Source organism: Paenibacillus rhizovicinus, from assembly GCF_010365285.1.
GTDB lineage: Bacteria > Bacillota > Bacilli > Paenibacillales > Paenibacillaceae > Paenibacillus_Z > Paenibacillus_Z rhizovicinus.
The window spans coordinates 6790772-6810199 of record NZ_CP048286.1; the positions used below are offsets into that span (position 1 = coordinate 6790772).

A 19428-nucleotide genomic window follows, 5' to 3' on the forward strand; every position below is an offset into this window, starting at 1 on the left:
ATGAAATCATGGCTTTCCATTATCTTATCGTCCCTTATCCTCGCAGGGGGAGCGGTGTCGGTATACGTGCTGAACGACAAGTGGAACGATCCGGTCGTAGAGGCTTCCTCCGCCCTCGGCAAGCCGGGCGCGGTCGTCAAGACTTCAGCCGCCAAGCCGGATCTGAAGACCGTCATTCAGGGCGATCAGAAGAAGGTCGTTGCCGTCGAAGTGACGACATATGAAGGCAAGGCTACCGGTTCCGGCTTTATCTATAACAGCAAAGGCGATATCGTCACGAATGCGCATGTCGTCGCCGACGCGCAAGGCATTAAAGTGAAGGCGTCCGACGGCAGCCTCTATACGGGCAAATTGATCGGCGTCAATCCGGAGAAGGATATCGCGCTTATACGCGCCGATGGACTGTCTGGAAGGGAGCCGCTGGAGATCGACGCGGGAGCGAAGATCGATATCGGCGATGAGGTTATCGCCTTCGGCAGCCCGCTCGGCCTTGATAATACGGTAACGACAGGCATCATCAGCGGATTGAACCGCGATTTCGACATTGAGGAGACAAGTTATAAAGGCCTCTATCAGATCTCCGCTCCGATTACGCACGGCAACAGCGGCGGGCCGCTCGTGCTGAAGTCCAGCGGGAAGGTCATCGGCATTAATTCGGCCGGCGAGGAACAAGGGAGCATCGGCTTCAGCATTCCGATCGGGCAAGCGAAAGCGATGATCGAGGATTGGAGCCAGCATCCCGATTCCAAGCTTGCTGCCGACACGGCCGGATCAGGCGATGCGTTAGACGAAGGCGAATTCACGAAAGAAACGATGTCGAGCGGGGCGGAATATACGGTGCGCAGCTTCTATGAGGCGCTTGGGAGCAAAGACTACGTCACGGCGTACAGCTTGCTCGGCAGCGACTGGCAGACGAAGACGTCGTACGAAGCGTTTCGCAAAGGCTATCTGTATACGCTGGCCGTCAGCGTAACGCGAGTAACGGTCACATCGGCCGATTCGCAGTCCGCGCAGCTCACGGCTGTGATCGAAGCCTATGAGGACAAGAAGAGCGGCGACACCGTCATAAGCACCTACAGCGTGAAATATACCATCAAGCCGGAGAACGGCGTCTTGAAAATCATTACGGGCAAAGGAAAGAAACTGTAACCGGGGATCATATTCAGTAAGAGAAGCAGCCCTTTGCGGGCTGCTTCTCTGCGTAAAGCCGGCAGCCATTCGCTGCCGGCTTGTTTGCGCTGCCGCCATGACCTTGAAGCGCCAGGCGCTGGGAGCCGCGCATAATGATTGGTGCCAAATGGCAAAATGAAAGAACGGAGTTATGGAAGGAGAGGCAATAATGACCATTTTCCATCAATTATACAAGTTGTTCAGCGCTGGAATGAAATCTGGTCAATCGGCAAACAACACGACAATGGATGATCATGGCCCGCTAGCGGCCGACCTCAAACGCAACTTGGCGATGCTAAAGCAAGTGTTCAGCCATGCGCCGGATATCGTCGTGCGCACGTTTCGGTACCAGAAGACAGGCAGGGAAGCGGCACTCATTTATTTCTCCGGTTTATCGGACAAGAATTCGATCAACAACAACATCCTGCGGGAACTGCTGCTGCTTGAACCGGAAGGAAGCCCTACAAGCTATCTTCCGGTAACGGTTGGCAAGCTGATGATATGCAGCACGTGGATGCAGCTGGAAAGGGCCGTCTTGAACGGACGGAGCGTCCTTCTTCTTGATGGCATGGAACGCGGCTACGAGATGGACACCCAGGGATGGCCGCAGCGGGCGATTACCGATTCGCAGATCGAAGCTTCGCTGAAGGGCGCCCACCAAGCTTTCGTGGAGACCGGCGAAGCCAATATCGCGCTGATCCGGCGCTATCTGCCGACCCGAGAACTCAAGATCAAAGAATATTTGATCGGCGCTAGGGCGCCTTGCCGCGTTTCGCTCCTTTACTTAGAAGATCTGACCGAGCCCGAATTTATCTCTACGATGGAGGAACGGCTGCTTGCGCTGGACGTAGACTGCATCCTCAATACGGGCGAGCTGGCTGAATTGGTCGAGGACCAGACGATGGTCATGATCCCGCAGTTCATTACGACGGAAAGACCGGATACGGCTTCATCCCAGCTTCTGCAAGGGAGGATCGTCATTGTCGTCGACCGTTCCTCCAGCGTGCTGATCGCGCCCGCCAATTTCATATCGTTCTTCCATGGCATCGACGATTACAGCTCGCGTTGGCCAGTCGCGAGTTTTCTTCGCATCCTCCGGTTCTTCGCGTGTTTTATCGCTCTATTCCTGCCAGGGCTCTATATCGCGTCCATTTCGTTCAATTACGAAATCATTCCGCTCGATTTGATTCTATCGATCGGACAATTCCGCGCTTCGGTGCCGTTTCCCCCTTTCATCGAGGCGTTGATCATGGAGATCACGCTGGAAATGCTCCGGGAAGCGGGGGTTCGGCTTCCGGCTCCCGTCGCGCAAACCGTCGGCATCGTCGGGGGCATCGTCATCGGCCAAGCGGCCGTCCAAGCGGGCATCGTCAGCAATCTGATGGTCGTGGTCGTCGCGACGACGGCCGTCGCGTCGTTCATTATTCCCAATTACGATATGGCGGCTTCCATTCGGCTCGTTCGATTTCCGGTCATGGTCATGGCTTCGCTCTTAGGCGTCATCGGACTGATCGTTTGCTTCATGTTCATCTTGGCGAGAATCATCAGCATGCGTTCATTGGGCGAATCATTCAGCTCGCCGATGGCCCCTATGCGGGTCAGCGACTGGAAGGACATGTTCGTGCGGCTGCCGCTGCGTTTGATGATCAAGCGTCCGCGAAGCGTGCGTTCGCTCCAGAAGCGCAGGATGGGCACGGGAGGTCAAGGAGGAGAAGGAAAATGAGCATCGCAGCTAGTCTACTACCCGACAGCAAGCAAAACCGGATCACGATAACGCAATTCGTGTTGATCATACACAGCATGCAGCTTGGCGTCGCGGCGTTGTCGCTGCCTTCGGATATGGCGAGAATCAGCGGCACGGACGGCTGGATCGCGCTGATCTTCGGCTGGGCGAGCTCGATGCTGGCCAGCTTGATCGTCGTTCAAATCATGAAGAAGTACCCGAAAGGTACGATAATCGAGCTCATCTCGCATTACTTCGGCAAATGGATCGGCCGGCTGGCCATGGTGGTCTTCGGCTTGTACGGGACGCTCTACGCATACCTGATTCTTGATCGGATGGTGCTGCTGATCGAAAGCTGGATCATGCAGCAAACCCAAACCTACATGCTTATGGTGCTGTTCATGCCGCCTGCCTACTTGATCATCAAAGGAGGGGTGCGCGTCATCGGCCGTTATTCCGAAATCGTCGTCTTCAGCTCGCTATGGATGTTAATCATCCTGGCTATTCTGCTGAGGGAAGCGAATTGGCTGCATCTTCTTCCGGTGCTCAAGGAGGGCTGGATGCCCGTCTTTCGAACGGTCCCCACGACGATCCTATCATTCCAGGGCTTCGAAATCGTGTTCTTTATCTACCCGAACTTGGACAAGAAGAAGTACGCGTCTCTAGGCGTAGTTATTGCGAACACCTACACGCTGCTCATCTATTTATTTATTACGATCGTCTGTTTCGTCGTCTACAGTCCGGATCAGATTACCCAGTATAACGACGCCGTGATTTCCATGGTCAAGATCATTGAATTCCGGTTCATGGAACGGTTCGATATCATCATGCTGACGTGGTATTTGCTGATCATCTCCAAAACATGGATTCCTGCGCTGTATATGTCGGTGTACTGCACGAAGCAGCTCTTCTCCATCGGCAAACTGCAATGGTACATCGTCGCCTTCCTCGTCGGCATGTGCTTGACAACGATGATATTGAATCCGGGCTGGAACGAGAACGCGGAGGCGCTGAAATGGTTCAGCAGCTTGGGCATTGCAATTGCCTTTGCGTTCCCGGCCTGTCTATGGTGCGTGCTGTCCGTCATGTTGAAGTTCAAGAGGTGGCAGGCATGAAGCCGGCAATGATGAAGCGGGCCGTCATGCTGCTGTTCGCGCTGTCCGCGTTGTTCTTGCTTCCCGGCTGCAGGGACCGCATCAATCTGGAGGATATCACGCTCGTGTTGATGCTTGGCGTCGATTTGGATAAGGACAACAATCTCGTCGTCTATTCATCAAGCCCGGTCTTCAGCAAGGAAGCGAAAGACAAGAATGAGGTGACGCAGGTCAATTCGCTCACGCTTCGGGATGCCAGAGGCGGGTTTGAAAGCCGCGTGTCGGCGCTGTTTGCGACAGGGAAGCTGCAGAATATACTGATCGGCAAGAAAGTCATCGAGCAGCCCGGATGGACACGCCTGCTTGATTTGTTCTACCGCGATTCCAAAACCCGCATCAATGCCCGCCTCGTCGTCGTCGACGGCTCGGTCGCCGACGTCATGTATTTCGCGCCGCCGAACAAACGGAGGATGTCGCTGCATATCGCGAAGCTGATGGACACGGCGCACAAACGGAATTTAATCGAGGAAACGTCGCTGTGGGAATTCCATCGGCAGATGTTCGAGCGCGGGAGAACGCCGGATATGGCGCAGCTGCGCAAGACCAAACGGGAAGTCGTTGTAGACCGGTCGGCGCTGCTAGATCACGAAGGACTTTACGTGACCTCGATCAATTTGCTAGAAACGGAACTGCTTCAGATCGTGCAGGACGACAAGAAAGCGGACCTGTCCCTCACCGTCTTTCTGCCGGAAGAGGCGAAGGGGAATAAATCAGTCTTCAAATTGGACGGGATTAGTTTCTATGTGCTCGATGTCGACCGCAAGGTGAAAACCGCGTTCAAGGATGGCAAAATGCATTTCGATCTCGATATCGGCCTCCCGATCCGATTGACGGAACGCTTATTCGCTTTCGACATGAAGAATATTAAGGAGTTGCAAAATCAAATCGACAAGCAGCTCTTGACCGAGATGGATGCCTTGGTCGCCAAGCTCCAGAAGAATAAAGTAGACCCGATCGGTCTCGGACTCTATGCGCGCGCGTATCAGTACCAGGCATGGAAGAAGGTTCAGAACGATTGGGGCAATGCGTTCTCGAAAGCGGAAGTCAAACTGCACGTGCATACTAGGATCGTCGACATGGGCGAGGTTCGGTAACCGAGGCGTCACCTCATAATCGGTCGCCAACCGTTATTTACGCCTTCCGCCCAGCATAGGCTAGACGGGCGATAACGAACGGGAAAGGCGGCGATGCTGCGTGGACGGGAAGGACGACGCATTATTCGAGCATCGGTTTTGGCTGCAGATCTTGGGGGATCACTGCCGGTTTATCTTGAACGCGCTGGCCCCCTCGGAAGCGAAGGACATCGATATTGCCAGGCGGTTCATTCGGGCTTTCGACGAATTGCTGGCCCGTGCCAGAAACGCGCAGTCCGATGCCGATGCCGCCGGCATTACGGAAGAGGCATGCCCGCTTACGGAGGAACTGCGGAATTTCAAGCTGCATTTGCTGGAACGGATGCTGCTCGGGGGCTTTACGTTCGGACTATCGCCGTCGTTCATCAACCATATGGTCAACGAACTGGAGGAATACCGGCGCATCCTCGGCGAGCTCGAAGAGGGGAACCCGGTGCCCTGCTTCGGCGCGCTGCATCACGATCTGTTATGGCTGACCGACGCTGCCTTTCACGCCGCAACGATCACGGGCGATCTTGATCCTGTCGAGAAACGGCTTCAGGAACGCGGCCGGACGTTTACAACGCATTTCGATGATCTGTACTTGAAGAGCATCGAGCTGGCCGGGTATATGCGTACGCAGCTGCAGGATTTTCCGGCTTTCCGGCGGTTTCATAAGGACGTGAATGTAGAGATGAACTTATTCCGAAGCTTCCTAGCCGAATTGGAATCGTGGGAGTTGACGAATGAAGTGCTCGATAGCCTGTCACCGCTCATTCCCGATCATATGCTGCGTGAAGAATGCTATTATCTGGGCAAGCTTGCCGCGCTCGGACTGGTGCCGAGCCCGAACTGCGATCCGATCCGGCCTAGAGTCGGCGATTGATGGTTGATTTCAAAAACCGCATCCGATGGCACGGACGGTCCTTGACGGGCCGTCCTTTTTGATTGAAAGGCGGAACTGCGGAAATTGACGATTTCTCATTGAGTTGTCAAAGGCGTAACGCTATAATATAACGAGGAAAAAGTCTAACAGAAAAGGTGTCATACATGAGTATATTAAACGTAGAACGGCTCAGCCATGGATTCGGCGACCGGGCGATCTTCAACGACGTATCGTTCCGGCTGCTGAAAGGCGAACATATCGGACTGATCGGCGCGAACGGCGAAGGCAAGTCCACCTTCATGAACATCATTACGGGCAAGCTTCAGCCGGACGACGGCAAAGTGGAATGGTCGAAGCGGATGCGGGTCGGGTATTTGGACCAGCATGCGGTATTGCAGCGCGGACTTACGATTCGCGACGTGCTGAAGGGCGCGTTTCAATATTTGCTCGACATGGAACAGGAAATGAACGACATGTACGGCCGCATGGGCGAAGTGACGCCGGAAGAGCTGGAGCAGATGCTGGAAGACGTCGGCACGATTCAAGATACGCTGACGAACCAGGATTTCTACATGATCGATGCGAAGGTCGAAGAGACCGCGCGCGGCCTCGGCCTGACGGATATCGGCCTCGACAAGGACGTAACGGACTTGAGCGGCGGCCAGCGGACGAAAGTATTGCTGGCGAAGCTGCTGCTGGAGAAACCGGACATTCTGCTCCTCGACGAGCCGACCAACTATCTGGACGAGCAGCATATCACGTGGTTGAAGCGCTACCTGCAGGAATACGAGAATGCGTTCATCCTCATCTCCCATGATATTCCATTCCTGAACAGCGTCATCAACATGATCTACCATATGGAAAATCAAGAGCTGAACCGCTATGTCGGCGACTACGATCATTTCCAGCAAGTCTACGAGATGAAGAAACAGCAGCTGGAGTCGGCGTTCAAGCGCCAGCAGCAGGAGATCGCGGACTTGAAGGACTTCGTAGCCCGCAACAAAGCGAGCGTAGCAACGCGGAACATGGCGATGTCCCGCCAGAAGAAGCTCGACAAGATGGACGTCATCGAGCTGGCGAAGGAGAAGCCGAAACCGCAGTTCAGCTTCAAGGAAGGCCGGACGTCGGGCAAGCTGATTTTCGAAACGAACCAGCTTGTGATCGGCTACGACGAGCCGCTGTCCAGACCGCTCGATTTGCGCATGGAGCGCGGGCAGAAGATCGCCCTCGTCGGCGCGAACGGCATCGGGAAGACGACCCTGCTCCGCAGCATCCTCGGCGAGATCACGCCGATCTCCGGGACGGTTCAACGCGGCGAGCATCAGCTGGTCGGATATTTCGAGCAGGAAATCAAAGACGCCAACTACAACACTTGCATCGATGAAGTCTGGAATGAATTCCCTTCGATGAACCAGTTCGAAGTACGCGCGGCGCTGGCCAGATGCGGCCTGACGACGAAGCATATCGAGAGCAAGATCGCCGTGTTAAGCGGCGGCGAGAAGGCAAAGGTTCGCCTGTGCAAACTGATCAACCGCGAGACGAACCTGCTCGTATTCGACGAGCCGACCAACCACTTGGACGTCGATGCGAAGGAAGAGCTGAAGCGCGCGCTGCAAGCCTACAAGGGCAGCATCCTGCTGATCTCCCATGAACCTGAATTTTACCGCGATGTCGTGACCGAAACATGGAACTGCGAATCGTGGACGACGAAAGTATTCTAATTGCGCATTTAGGCGCGAAGAATAGAAAAGCTGCCAGGCAGAAACGGTGTCGAACCGTCCTGCTTGGCAGCTTTTTTGGGTTTTACTGATTTTTTATTCGCTCGGTCAATAACGTCACGATTTGAATGAAGTCCGGATCTTGCAGAACGGTTTTCGCGATTTTATTATGCGCATGAATAATGGTCGTATGATCCCGTCCGCCGAAAGCCTCGCCGATCTTCGGAAGGGAGCTGTCGGTAAGTTCTCTCGCTAAATACATGGCAACCTGCCTTGGAAAAACGACCGGCTTGGTTCGCTTGCGCTCCTTCAGTTCTTCCGTCCGCAACCCGTAATATTCCGCTACCTCCTGTTGAATCTTCTGGATGGAGACCATGCGGGAGGATTCGGAGGGGATGATATGGATCAACGCTTCCGCGGCCAACTGAACGCTGTAATCTTGATTGATCAGCGAGGAATAGGCGATGACGCGAATGAGCGCGCCTTCCAATTCGCGGACATTGGTATGGATATTGTTGGCGATATAGGCCATGACTTCGTCCGGGATGTCCAGCTGCTCGGCCTTCGCTTTCTTGCAAAGAATGGCGATTCGCGTCTCGAGCTCCGGTGGCTGGATATCGGTAATCAGCCCCCATTCAAAGCGCGATCGCAGCCGCTCTTCGAGCGTCGGTATTTCTTTGGGCTTCCTGTCGCTGGAAATAATGATCGCTTTGCCTTCCTCTTGGAGCGAATTGAACGTGTGGAAGAACTCTTCTTGCGTTTGCTCCTTGCCTGCGATGAACTGGATATCATCGATCAGCAGGACGTCGATGTTCCGGTATTTGTCCCTGAAGGCTTGTCCGCGGTTATTCATAATGGCGTTTATGAATTCGTTCGTGAATTTCTCCGATGTCAAATAGAGTACCGTGGCATTCGGTTTATGCGCCAATACATAGTGTCCGATCGCATGCATTAAATGCGTCTTCCCGAGTCCGACGCCGCCATACAAGAAGAGGGGGTTGTAGGCTTTGCCGGGCGATTCCGCAACCGCGAGAGCAGCCGCGTGCGCGAAACGGTTGCCTGCGCCAACGACGAACGTCTCGAACGTATACTTGCGGTTAAGCGTCATCACGGGCGCTTGATCCGACTCGGCGGGAAGGGGAATTCTCGCTTCCGTATCCGCTGCCTGCTTGGCCGTTTCTTGCTCGATGGTAATCGTGACCTCGACATGACGATCGAAACATTCGTGCACGGTAGATTGGATCAAATTCACGTACCGGTTCTCTAACCATTCCTGAGCGAACTTCGTCGGGGCGCTCACGATTAATCTCGATTCGTCAAATAGAACGGCTCTAGAAGCGTTTAACCAAGTGTCGTAGCTTGGTTTACTTATCTTGGTCCTCATGCGATCTAAGACCTGCTGCCATAATTCTTGGATATGAATCTCCACTCTCATTCATCTCCTTCGAATAAACGCTTCTGCTTTATCTTGATCATAAATGGAAGATAAGGATATGTAAAGAAATGGGCATGGGTCTATGAGATCATGGGCGAGCGTGGAAGAGCGATAGGGCGTAAGAGCGAAAGCGCGATATGCGAGATAGCGATACAGCGAGCGAACGGGCAGAGGCTCAGCGCCGGACGCGCCGGTAGGCCGACGGCGCGCAGCCGCAGTGCTGCTTGAACACGCGATTGAAGCTCTTCTGATCCTTGTAACCGGCCAGCTCGGCGATTTCCGCGACGCTCTTGTCGGTCGTCTCCAGCAGCGCGCAGCTGCGGCTGACCCGCTGCTGCTGCACGTATTCGAGGAAAGTCCGCCCCGTGGTCCGCTTGAACAGCCGGCGAAAATGCCTTTCGCCGATCCCCGCCGCAGCCGCGGCTTGCTCCAGCGTTACGCCGCTGTCCGTGCAATGCTGGTCCACCCAGGCTATCGCGCTTATCATTTGGGCGCCGGCAGAATCGGATGGCGGGACGGCTCTGCGCTCGAATAATTTGACATGAAGCAGCAGCACCCAGGCGGTGAGCGCCGTTTTGCAGCCGGGCAGCTGGCCTTTGTACTCTTGCAGCATGCTGCGGAAGATCGCGCCGATTTCTTCGGCTTGATCCTCGAAGGCGAACCATGGCTTCGCGGCCGCCGCTGAATCTTCGGACTGCGAGACCGGCGCCGCCAATCCGTGGAGCGTCCGCAGCTGCTCCAAATAGGCCGCGTCGACGGCGCAATTGTAGACGACGAGCTTCGGCGCCGGCGGCTGGCCGGACGGCCGGAAAATATGCGACGTGCCGACGGGCAGATAGAACACGTCCCCGCGGCGGACGCGCACCAGTTCATCCTCGATATAGTGGAAGCCGGTGCCTTCCTCCACATAAATGATTTCCACGAAATCATGCGTGTGCTGCTCGATGTAGAAGCCTTCCTCGGAGCGGCTGACATAGATCGGCAGCTTGTCCGTATAGAGCATTTTGCCTTCCAGCATGCGTTTCGTCATTCGCATCGAGCTTCTCCTCTCAGTGGTGTTGATGTCCGGAATTGCCCGGTCTTTTGTCCGGAACAGCCCCGTTCGATAACGGTTACATTCAGTATAATGGACTACAAACAGAAGTAAAGCCGAAGGAATAACGAGGCGAACAAGGGAGCGTGCCGAAATCGTGAACATGGGAACGGAAAGCGTGGACAAGCAAGGGGCGAAGGCCATTTGGTATGACGAAAGCGGGCAGGAACGCAATGCGTACGCAAGATTCAGACTGACGTTCGAGCTGGCGGACAAGCCGGAAGAAGCGCTGCTGCATCTATTTGCCGACACGACCTATCAGCTGTTCGTGAACGGAAGGTTCGTTCAGAACGGCGGCGTGCGGTTCGATCCCGCGCATCCTGTTTACGACACGCATGATCTCAGGGAATGGCTTGTCCCCGGCCGCAACGCGATCGCCGTGCAAGTCAACTATGTCGGGCATAAAACGTTCATCACGATGAAGTCGCAAGGCGGATTCCAAGCATGGGGCGGGATTCGGACGGCCGGCGGCGCGACGGTCGATGTGACGACGGGCCGTGCGGAATGGAAGGCCGAAGCGGCGAAGGCGTACCGCTATGCAGCGAAGTCCAGCCTGTTCCTGAAGGCGGGCGACTGCTATGACCAGCGCTTGGATGCGCCGGGCTGGGCGAGTGCGGAATTCGACGATGCGAGTTGGCCGGCAGGGACGCTGTTGGCGAACCAAGCCGCATGGGGCAAGCCGGAGCCCCGCGCGATTCCGTTCATGTCGGGGGAGCGGGTTTCAATCGAGAAAGTGCTGCACGTGCTGCCGCTTGCGCCGGACGAAGACATCTATTCGTTCAGCGTCCCGATGCCGCATGTGAACGAAATCCACGAACCGAACCAGTCGAGTACGTTTATGGCGGTTGCAACGTGGATCTATTCGCCGGAAGATGCTTGGGCGACGGTAGGTTTGTTTTATCAGAAAACATGGCTGAACGGCGAGCAGATCGCGTCCGGCTTGTATTCGCCGAACAAGAGCATGCGGCTCAATCATCGCGTGCATTTCCGCAAAGGATGGAATCATTATTTCGCCGAGACGGGCGCGCTGCAGGATATGCACCATCATTATGTCGCTTTGCCGAAGAACGCCGGCTTCATCGTCTCGGCTGACCGGACCCCGGCGGCTGGGGCCTTGTTCAGAAGATCTCCGGTCGTGTCGGAGGCGGTATTCGAGCAGGAGCTGAGCGGTATTCAAGCGCCTTACGGTTCGGAAGAGGAGCTGGCGGCCGTCGGCGGCTGGGTCGAGGTCGGCCGGGAAGAGCAAGGGCAAAGCCCGACGATGTCGAGCGGCTGGGATACCTACGGCGAACCGGTCGAGAAGCTGGACGCGGCGGACCTGACGAACGTCTCGTTCCCGCTGGAACGCTATCCGGCGGGGTTCTCGCTGCTGCTCGATCTCGGCATGACGCGGCTCGTGTCGCCGCGGATCGTGCTGGAAGGCGCGGGAGGCGCCGCTGTCGATCTGACTTACGGCGAGCATTTGAACGAGGATGGCAAGCATCTCCGTCATTATCATTGGTACGGGCTCGGCGATCGTGCTTACGGCGACGAGGAGCGGGAAGCACTCGATTGGCGATTGACGCAGCCGAGAGGGTTCCGTTACGTGCAGCTAACCGTCCGGAATCCGCAGCGGGACGTATCGGTTCGGGAATTGGATCTCCGTTCGGCAAGCTATCCGGTCGAGGAGAAAGGGAGCTTCCGTTGTTCCGATCCGCTGCTGGAGCAAATTTGGGCGATGGGCGTGCGGACGGAAGCGGTCAATATGGAGGATGCGTATACGGACTGCGTGACGCGCGAACGCGGTCAATATATTCGCGACACGATCATTCAATATCACAACAATTTGGCCGTCTTCGGCGATCATGCCTTGATGCGCCGCAGTCTGGAGCTGATGGGGCAATCGCCGGACGAGACGCGTAAATTCCGGGCGGTGTACCCGAACACCGGCGATTATACGATCTCGGATTTCGCGTTGAACGCGCTGGAGGGCTTCTATGCGTACTACGCGCAGACGGGGGACAGCGGGCTTATCGAGACGTATTGGGATGCGATGATGAGCAACATGTCTTGGTTCCATGAGCTGGCGGACGAACGGGAAGATATGCTGCTGGATGCGGAATGGGACGTGAAACGCGGCATTAAAGCGCATTACGGCGGTTTCCATGGCGATCTCGCCATCACGAAAGGCTACATGGCGATTACCGGCATTCACTGCGTATTCAGCTGCACGTATCTCATCGCCCTGCAGAGCGCCGCCAAGCTTGCGGCTGCAATCGGCAAAGACGAGGATCGCGCTGAGCTGGAACGGCGAATCGCGATCGTTGCGCCGGCGATCCGCGCGAAGTTCTGGGATGAAGAGAAAGGCTGCTACGGCGATAACCTGGAGCGGTCCACGCACTCCGCGCATGCCAGCTTGTTCGCGGCACGGGCGGGCATCGTGACGGAAACGCAGCTTGCGCGCGTCACGAGTCATGTCGCCCGATCGCTTCGCTCCTTGTTCGTGAACGGCTATGGTCCGGAGGACGGCGTATACGTGTCGCCGAGCTTCTCCTTTTATATTTTCGAAGGGTTGTACGAGCTCGGACTCGCGGAAACCGCGGAACGCATGATGCGCCAAGGCTGGGGCTGGTTCCTGCAGCAGGGCTTGAAGCAGACGCCGGAGTACTTCGATCTGTCGAACAGCTTGTGCCACGCCTGGTCTTCGTGCCCGACGTATTTCCTCTCCCGCCATGTGCTGGGCATCCAGCTTCCGGAAGAAGGATCGAGCGAAGTCGTCATCCGAGTGCTGACCGCAGAGGTCACGGAAGCCGAAGGGGCCGTTCCGCTTGCCGGAGGACTCGTCGAAGTCAAATGGCATACGGATGCGGACGGGCGGCGCGTATTCGATTACGTTCGCGTACCTGAATCGTATCATGCCGTTATCGCGGGTTAAATGCGGGTTAAAAGCCTTGACGCTCCTCTTCCGAGCGGATACATTTGCTTTAGGCAAACATGCAATTCATGGAGGAGGAACGTCTGGTGGAGCTTCGGTATGGAAGGCCCGCGCGCGTCTGGACGGAGGCGCTGCCGGTCGGGAACGGCCGGCTTGGCGCCATGGTTTACGGGGGCGTGGAGTGTGAACAGATTCAATTGAATGAAGATTCGCTGTGGTCGGGACATCCTCGCGACGGCAGCAATCCCCGCGCTAGAGAAGTGCTTCCGGAAGTTCGCAAGCTGATCGAAGAGAAGCGCTTCGCCGAAGCGGACAAGCTGTGCAAAGAAATGATGGGCCCGTATACGCAAGCCTATATGCCGCTTGGCCATATACGGTTGACGTTCGAACACGGCAACGTATATTCCGGCTACTCGCGTACGCTTGATTTGGATAACGCCGTGACGACCGTGACTTATGCCATCGGCTCCGTCACCTACCGGCGGGAATTGTTCGCTTCTCATCCGGACGGCGTCGTCGCGCTTCGCATGCAGGCGAGCGAAGCCGGGAAGTTAAGCTTCCATGCCCGATTGGATAGTCCGCTTCGTTACCGGACGCGTACGGAAGAGAACCGATACGTGATTCATGGCGTCGCTCCCGAACATGCGTCGCCGAGCTATTACGCAGTTGACGAGCCGCTGGTTTACGGAGATCCGTATACGTCGGAAGCGATTTCGTTCGAGGGCTGCCTGAAGGTCGCTTTGACCGGCGGGGCAGGCTTCTCTTGGGTGGATGGCGACGGGCTTCATGTGATCGGCGCCACGGAAGCGGTGCTTTATTGGAGCGCGGCGACGAGCTTCAACGGTTATGACCGGCTGCCGCGAAGCGAAGGCAAGGAACCGGGTCCGATCGCGGCCGGGTCCGTGGAAGCGGCCGCCGCGCTGCCTTTCGATACGCTGCTGAGCCGGCATGTCGACGACTACAGCGCCTTATTCGATCGCGTGAGCCTGAAGCTCGGCGCTTCGGCCGCACCGGCAGACATGGCAACGGATGATCGGATCACGGTTTTCGGCGCGCAGGATCCCGGGGTGGTCGAATTGCTGTTCCATTATGGCCGCTATCTCATGATCGCCAGCTCGCGTCCCGGCACGCAGCCATCGAATTTGCAGGGCATTTGGAATCAAGAGACGCGTCCGCCGTGGAGCAGCAATTATACGATCAATATCAATACGCAGATGAACTATTGGCCTGCCGAGAACTGCAATTTGGCGGAATGTCATGCGCCGCTGCTTGGATTTATCGAGCAATTGGCCGTGAGAGGCAAGCGAACGGCTTCCGTTAATTACGGGACGCGCGGCTGGACGGCGCATCATAATACCGATTTGTGGTCGCAGTCTGATCCTGTCGGCGATTATGGCCAAGGCGACCCGATCTGGGTGAACTGGCCGATGGGCGGCGTATGGCTTTGCCAGCATCTCTGGGAGCATTACGCGTTCGGCAGGGATGAGGCGTTTCTGCGCGGCCGCGCTTATCCCGTCATGAAGGAAGCGGCGCTATTCTGTCTGGATTGGCTGGTCGATAACGGCGAAGGCAGGCTGGTGACGATGCCGTCGACGTCGCCGGAGCATAAATTCCGCACGGAGGAAGGGCTTGCCGGGGTGACGAGCGCTTCGGCGATGGATCTGGAGCTGATCTGGGATTTGTTCACGAACTGCCTGGAAGCAGCGTCCGTGCTTGGCGAAGACGAGGCTTTCGCATTGGAAATCGCGGGCGCGCGCGAACGGCTGCTTCCGCTTGCGGTCGGCAAGTACGGCCAGCTCCAGGAGTGGGCCAGCGGGGACTTCGAGGATGAAGACGTTCATCATCGCCATGTGTCTCATCTGTTCGGCGTCTTCCCGGGCAGGCAGCTATCGGCGGAATCGGCGCCGGCTTTGTTCGAAGCGGCCAAGCAGTCGTTGGAGCGGCGCGGAGACGGCGGAACCGGCTGGAGTCTGGGTTGGAAAATCTCGCTCTGGGCGCGTTTCGGAGACGGTAACCGTGCTTTGGGCTTGATCGGAAACCTGCTTAGTCTCGTTCGCGAGGACGAACCGGATAACTACCATTCCGGCGGCGTGTACCCCAACCTGTTCGACGCGCATCCGCCGTTCCAAATCGACGGCAACTTCGCGGCGACCGCCGGCATTGCCGAGATGCTGCTGCAATCGCATCAAGGCGAGCTTCGCCTGCTGCCGGCGCTGCCCGATGCCTGGCCGGACGGTCAAGTATCCGGCTTGCGTGCCCGCGGCGGCTTCGAAGTGAGCTTGCGCTGGTCCGCGGGCCGATTGGCGGAGGCGGAAGTGTTGTCGGTAAGCGGAGCGGACTGCGCGATTGCGGCCGATGGCCCTATCGTCGTGTCGCTTATTGCGGATGATGCTGCTTCCGCGGACTTGGTCGAGCCCTTGCCGGTTGGCGGTCAGGACGAGGGCCGCGTCCAATTTCGGACGGAGGCCGGCCGCAGGTACTTGATTTCGCGGCCATAGTGTCTCTATTGGCTCTCATAGATTGATGACAAAGGCGCCCCGATTAAGGGCGCCTTTGTTGTCGATAGCGCTGTTGGAATGAGCGGTTACAGCGGGTACGCACGACTGCGCGAAGCGTGCAAACGAACTGAACTGCTACAAAGCTGCTAGTCCGGAGGTTTATCCCTTCGCCGACTCCGCCGGTTTGAACCACAAGTCGCGGAACCTGACCCAGCCCAGCGATTCCAGCGAAATTCCGCGCACGGACTTGTGAAAGGCGGTTTTCAAATGCTTGCGGTACAGGAATAGGAGGCGGTGCGAGGCGCGCAGCTCCGATTCGATTTCCATCAGCGTCCGAGTGCGCTGCTCCGCGTTCTGCAAGGACATGAGGCCGGCGATCCTCCGCTCCAATTCGAGCTGCATGTCCGGTCGCAAATGATGCAGCATGCTCTTGAACAGTTCGATGAGCCTCAGCTCGCGATGCTCGTCCAGCATGACCGCGAACAGCAGGAGGTCGGCCGAGAGCCGCGATTCGCCTTTGAACATTTCCGCCGGAATCAGTTCGATATCCAGCTGAATGCCTGCCTGCAGACACTCGTCGCGCACGAGCATGGCATCGGATCGGTATTGCGGAATCGTCGCCAGCACGATGCGCTCGCCATCGTAGCCGGAAGCTGCCAGACGCTCCGGCGCCTCAGTAGCGGCGTCATAGGCTAGGTCGTCAGCAGACGCAGCCTGATACTCAGGCCAGAAGCTGTTCGTCGCCTCGATTACGTCGCCGGATAAGCGTTCGATCATTTTCGCCCGATTCAACGCCGCATGAAGCGCTGTCCGGATCGCCGGATTACGCAAGGGGCCGTTCCGCAGCTCGTTCACGGTAATAAACTTGCAGGTCGTGCCGGACTGCCGCACCTGCTGCAGCTGCTCCGAGGCGGGGCCCGTCAATCGCACGTTGTGCATCACTTGAAACGCCGGCTGTTCTCCTCCCGCCCCGAAGCTCGTGCTGCTCTCGTCCGGTTCCGTCCACACCTCCACGACATCCAGGAACCCTCTGCCTTGAAAATAACCTTCGTTCGCCTCCAGCGTATAGATGCCATGTTCGTTACCCGCAAGCCGAAAAGGTCCCGTGCCCACGGGATGGCTGCCGAAGCCGGCGCTTTCCTGCTCGTTCATGGCGGGGACGATCGCAGCCCGGTTCGTCGTCAGAAACGAGAGGAACAATTCGTTCGGCGCAAGCAAGCGGAACGAAACGGTGCGTTCGTCCAGCATCTCAATGGCCGCAATATCGCTATACACCCAATGGAACAGGCCCCTCGGCGCAAGCGATCGAAGCCGCTCGAACGTGAATATTACGTCGGCTGCCGTGAACGCGCGGCCATCATGGAAGCGAACGCCTTTGCGCAGGAAGAACGTCCATGTCCGCCTCGACGCGTCGACTTCCCATGCATGAGCAAGCTGGGGCAGGACATCGTCTCCGCCCGGGGTCATCCGCACCAAGCCGTCGAACAGCTGATTAACGAGATGGGATTCGCCGGCATAGTGCATATTGGCAGGATCCAAGGAACGAATATGCTGCGATAAGGGGAAACGCAGCACGTCCAGCCGCTGTTCTCCGCGAACTTCGGAATGGAAGCCGAATCGTCCGGACAGCCATGACTGAAACCGGGCACGAAGCACGCCGCCGGCATCTTCCGTTTCCCGAAGATAAGTGATGGCGCGCTGCAAATCTTGTTTCTCCGCGATTTCTTGCGCTTCCGCGAGCAGCAATTCTTCTTTGCCGGCCAAGAAGCGAAGGATAGAACGATTGCCGCGGCCGCGCTTCGGCTCCCAGCTAAGCCATGCTTCCCGCTGCATGCGCTGTAGGAGCAGCACCATGTTCCGATGCGTGCAATCCAGCGCTTCCGCGAGTTCCTGCGTGGTCGCTTCGATCGGATCGCGTTCCTGGGCATCCGGATACAGCGTGCGAAGCGCCAAATAATGACGACGTATTTTCACTGCTCTCACTCCCGGCGCGCCGCCTCATATCGTGTCATGAAAATATGAAATGACGCGGAAATAACTTTCACTTTTTGTTCTTATTTTATCGGCTACAATAAATGGAAGCAAGTTATTCTCGCCGCACGGTGGCGTACTACGAGGAGTGAGACGATGAGAAATCCAGCGCCATGGCAGCGGAGGTATGAGAATATCGCTTTGCTGTCGCTGCTGTTTGGAATCGTCAGCCAGTATTTATTCGTTTGGAACGGGTTTAACGTGAACGTCCCGCTGTTCATTATCGCCTGTTACGGCTTATTCTTTTATGCGGTCAAGGGCAGAATCGGAGGCTTCGATCAATGGCGCGGCCAAACCAGGTCGGGCTGGCTGTTGACCCTGCCGATCGTGTTGTTGTCATTGACGTTCGCGATTTACGCCAATGCGCTGTTTCACGGCTTGAATGTCGTTCTTCTTCCGGCGCTGGCGGCGGCGCAGTCGGTGCTGTTGACGCGGAGCAGCGCCAAGCCTTGGTTTCGCGCCGGATTTTATACCGATGTGCTGTACTTTAGTCTGATCAAGCCGTTTGCTTATCTCGGCGTCCCATTCGGCCTGCTGGCCGGCCGGCTGCTTCCGCAAAATAGCGAAGATGCGAATCCCGCGGCAGGAAAGCTGCGCCGGATATCGTTCGGCTTGCTGCTGGCGGCGCCGCTGCTCGGACTCGTCATCGGGCTGCTCGCTTCCGCCGACCGGATCTTCAATTCGCTGCTCTGGCGGATTCCTCGCTTGTTGTTTCATTGGGATATATTCGACGGCTTTATCCGGATCTTCGTCGGCGCGTTCATCGCCTGTTACGCGTTCTGTTACTTGTGGGCGCTGCTGTTCAACCGCAGCGGAGATCGTCGGGGGGCCGGGGAGAACGGCGAATGGAACGGTCTTTCCTTGCAAAATTATGAAACGAAGCGCGAGCCGTTTGCATTCGATCCGCTGACGGCTTGTACCTTGCTGATCAGCATCAATCTGGTTTACGTCGTATTCGCAGTCATTCAATTCTCGTATTTGTTCGGCGCCGCGAAAGGGTTCATGCCAACCGACGTCGCTTATGCGGAATACGCCAGGCAAGGGTTCGCGCAGCTGATCGTCGTATCGCTCATCAATTTGATCCTGCTATTATGCGGCCTGCATCTCGTCAAACGAGGAGATCGGACAGGGGAACTGGCGCGTAAACTATCGCTCAGCCTGCTCGTCGGCTGCACGGTGGTGATGCTGGTCTCCGCTTTCAGCCGGTTATCGTTATACGAGGAAGTTTATGGCTACACGCAGACAAGATTGCTAGTGCACGGGTTTATGATATTCTTGTGCTTCATTCTGGCGGCGTCGTTGATTCGGATCTGGCGGGAGCATTTCTCGCTGGCGAAAACCTATATCGCGCTTGGCATAACGGCATATCTGGCGATGAATTTCGCGAATTTGGATGCGATCATCGCGGACCGTAACTGTGATCGGTATAACAAGAACGGCGAGATGGATACCGCATATCTAGGAACGCTATCCGCGGACGCGCTGCCTGCGCTGCTGAAGCTGCAAGCCGTTCATCCGGACGACATCGAAGGGCTAGGCGCAGCGATTGCGGACATTCGTCTCCGCTCGGCAAGCGACGGCGGCTGGCCGAGCTGGAACCTGTCTAAATCAAGAGCTGCGAGAGATACCGAGCAAGATGATTAATCGCATTAAATAATAGTATAATTTCAATTCTCGTATTTCGGCCTCTTGAC

Annotated in this window: 12 protein-coding genes; 9 read left to right on the forward strand and 3 right to left on the reverse strand. The window is 56.7% G+C overall.

Features of this window, described 5'->3' with window-relative positions:
- The 6 genes from GZH47_RS30305 (at position 1) to GZH47_RS30330 (ending at position 7766) form a co-directional block, all read left to right on the forward strand.
- On the forward strand, positions 1 to 1149 hold the full coding sequence (locus GZH47_RS30305) for a trypsin-like peptidase domain-containing protein (protein WP_162644816.1): 1149 nt from the start codon (positions 1 to 3) through the stop codon (positions 1147 to 1149).
- 190 nt (positions 1150 to 1339) lie between these two features.
- Positions 1340 to 2893: a spore germination protein gene (locus GZH47_RS30310; protein ID WP_162644817.1), complete on the forward strand. Its 1554-nt coding sequence runs from the start codon at positions 1340 to 1342 to the stop codon at positions 2891 to 2893.
- Complete coding sequence (locus GZH47_RS30315) at positions 2890 to 4008, forward strand: GerAB/ArcD/ProY family transporter (protein WP_162644818.1); 1119 nt, start codon at positions 2890 to 2892, stop codon at positions 4006 to 4008. The genes GZH47_RS30310 and GZH47_RS30315 overlap by 4 nt, the downstream gene beginning before the upstream one ends.
- The gene (locus GZH47_RS30320; RefSeq protein WP_162644819.1) at positions 4005 to 5141 is read left to right on the forward strand and encodes a Ger(x)C family spore germination protein; all 1137 of its coding nucleotides are present in this window, start codon (positions 4005 to 4007) and stop codon (positions 5139 to 5141) included. The genes GZH47_RS30315 and GZH47_RS30320 overlap by 4 nt, the downstream gene beginning before the upstream one ends.
- 100 nt (positions 5142 to 5241) lie before the next feature.
- Positions 5242 to 6045, forward strand: coding sequence for a DUF2935 domain-containing protein (locus tag GZH47_RS30325; RefSeq protein ID WP_162644820.1), 804 nt, complete (start codon positions 5242 to 5244; stop codon positions 6043 to 6045).
- 164 nt (positions 6046 to 6209) lie between these two features.
- The gene (locus GZH47_RS30330; RefSeq protein WP_162644821.1) at positions 6210 to 7766 is read left to right on the forward strand and encodes an ABC-F family ATP-binding cassette domain-containing protein; all 1557 of its coding nucleotides are present in this window, start codon (positions 6210 to 6212) and stop codon (positions 7764 to 7766) included.
- An 82-nt stretch (positions 7767 to 7848) separates the two neighbouring features.
- On the opposite strand, the gene dnaA is transcribed toward GZH47_RS30330, so the two are convergent.
- Both dnaA and GZH47_RS30340 read right to left on the reverse strand, forming a co-directional pair.
- The gene (dnaA, locus tag GZH47_RS30335) at positions 7849 to 9192 is read right to left on the reverse strand and encodes a chromosomal replication initiator protein DnaA (RefSeq protein ID WP_162644822.1); all 1344 of its coding nucleotides are present in this window, start codon (positions 9190 to 9192) and stop codon (positions 7849 to 7851) included.
- Between the two features lie 181 nt (positions 9193 to 9373).
- Positions 9374 to 10228: an AraC family transcriptional regulator gene (locus tag GZH47_RS30340; RefSeq protein ID WP_162644823.1), complete on the reverse strand. Its 855-nt coding sequence runs from the start codon at positions 10226 to 10228 to the stop codon at positions 9374 to 9376.
- Between the two features lie 166 nt (positions 10229 to 10394).
- Between GZH47_RS30340 and GZH47_RS30345 the strand changes: the two genes are divergently transcribed.
- Positions 10395 to 13205, forward strand: coding sequence for an alpha-L-rhamnosidase-related protein (locus GZH47_RS30345; RefSeq protein WP_225446604.1), 2811 nt, complete (start codon positions 10395 to 10397; stop codon positions 13203 to 13205).
- An 86-nt stretch (positions 13206 to 13291) separates the two neighbouring features.
- The gene (locus tag GZH47_RS30350; protein ID WP_162644825.1) at positions 13292 to 15703 is read left to right on the forward strand and encodes a glycoside hydrolase family 95 protein; all 2412 of its coding nucleotides are present in this window, start codon (positions 13292 to 13294) and stop codon (positions 15701 to 15703) included.
- 159 nt (positions 15704 to 15862) lie between these two features.
- Here GZH47_RS30350 and GZH47_RS30355 read toward each other — a convergent pair whose 3' ends face one another.
- Entirely contained in the window at positions 15863 to 17677 is a 1815-nt protein-coding gene (locus tag GZH47_RS30355) for an ABC transporter substrate-binding protein (RefSeq protein ID WP_162644826.1), read from the reverse strand.
- A 153-nt stretch (positions 17678 to 17830) separates the two neighbouring features.
- Between GZH47_RS30355 and GZH47_RS30360 the strand changes: the two genes are divergently transcribed.
- The gene (locus GZH47_RS30360) at positions 17831 to 19378 is read left to right on the forward strand and encodes a DUF4153 domain-containing protein (protein ID WP_162644827.1); all 1548 of its coding nucleotides are present in this window, start codon (positions 17831 to 17833) and stop codon (positions 19376 to 19378) included.
- The last annotated feature ends 50 nt before the right edge of the window (positions 19379 to 19428 follow it).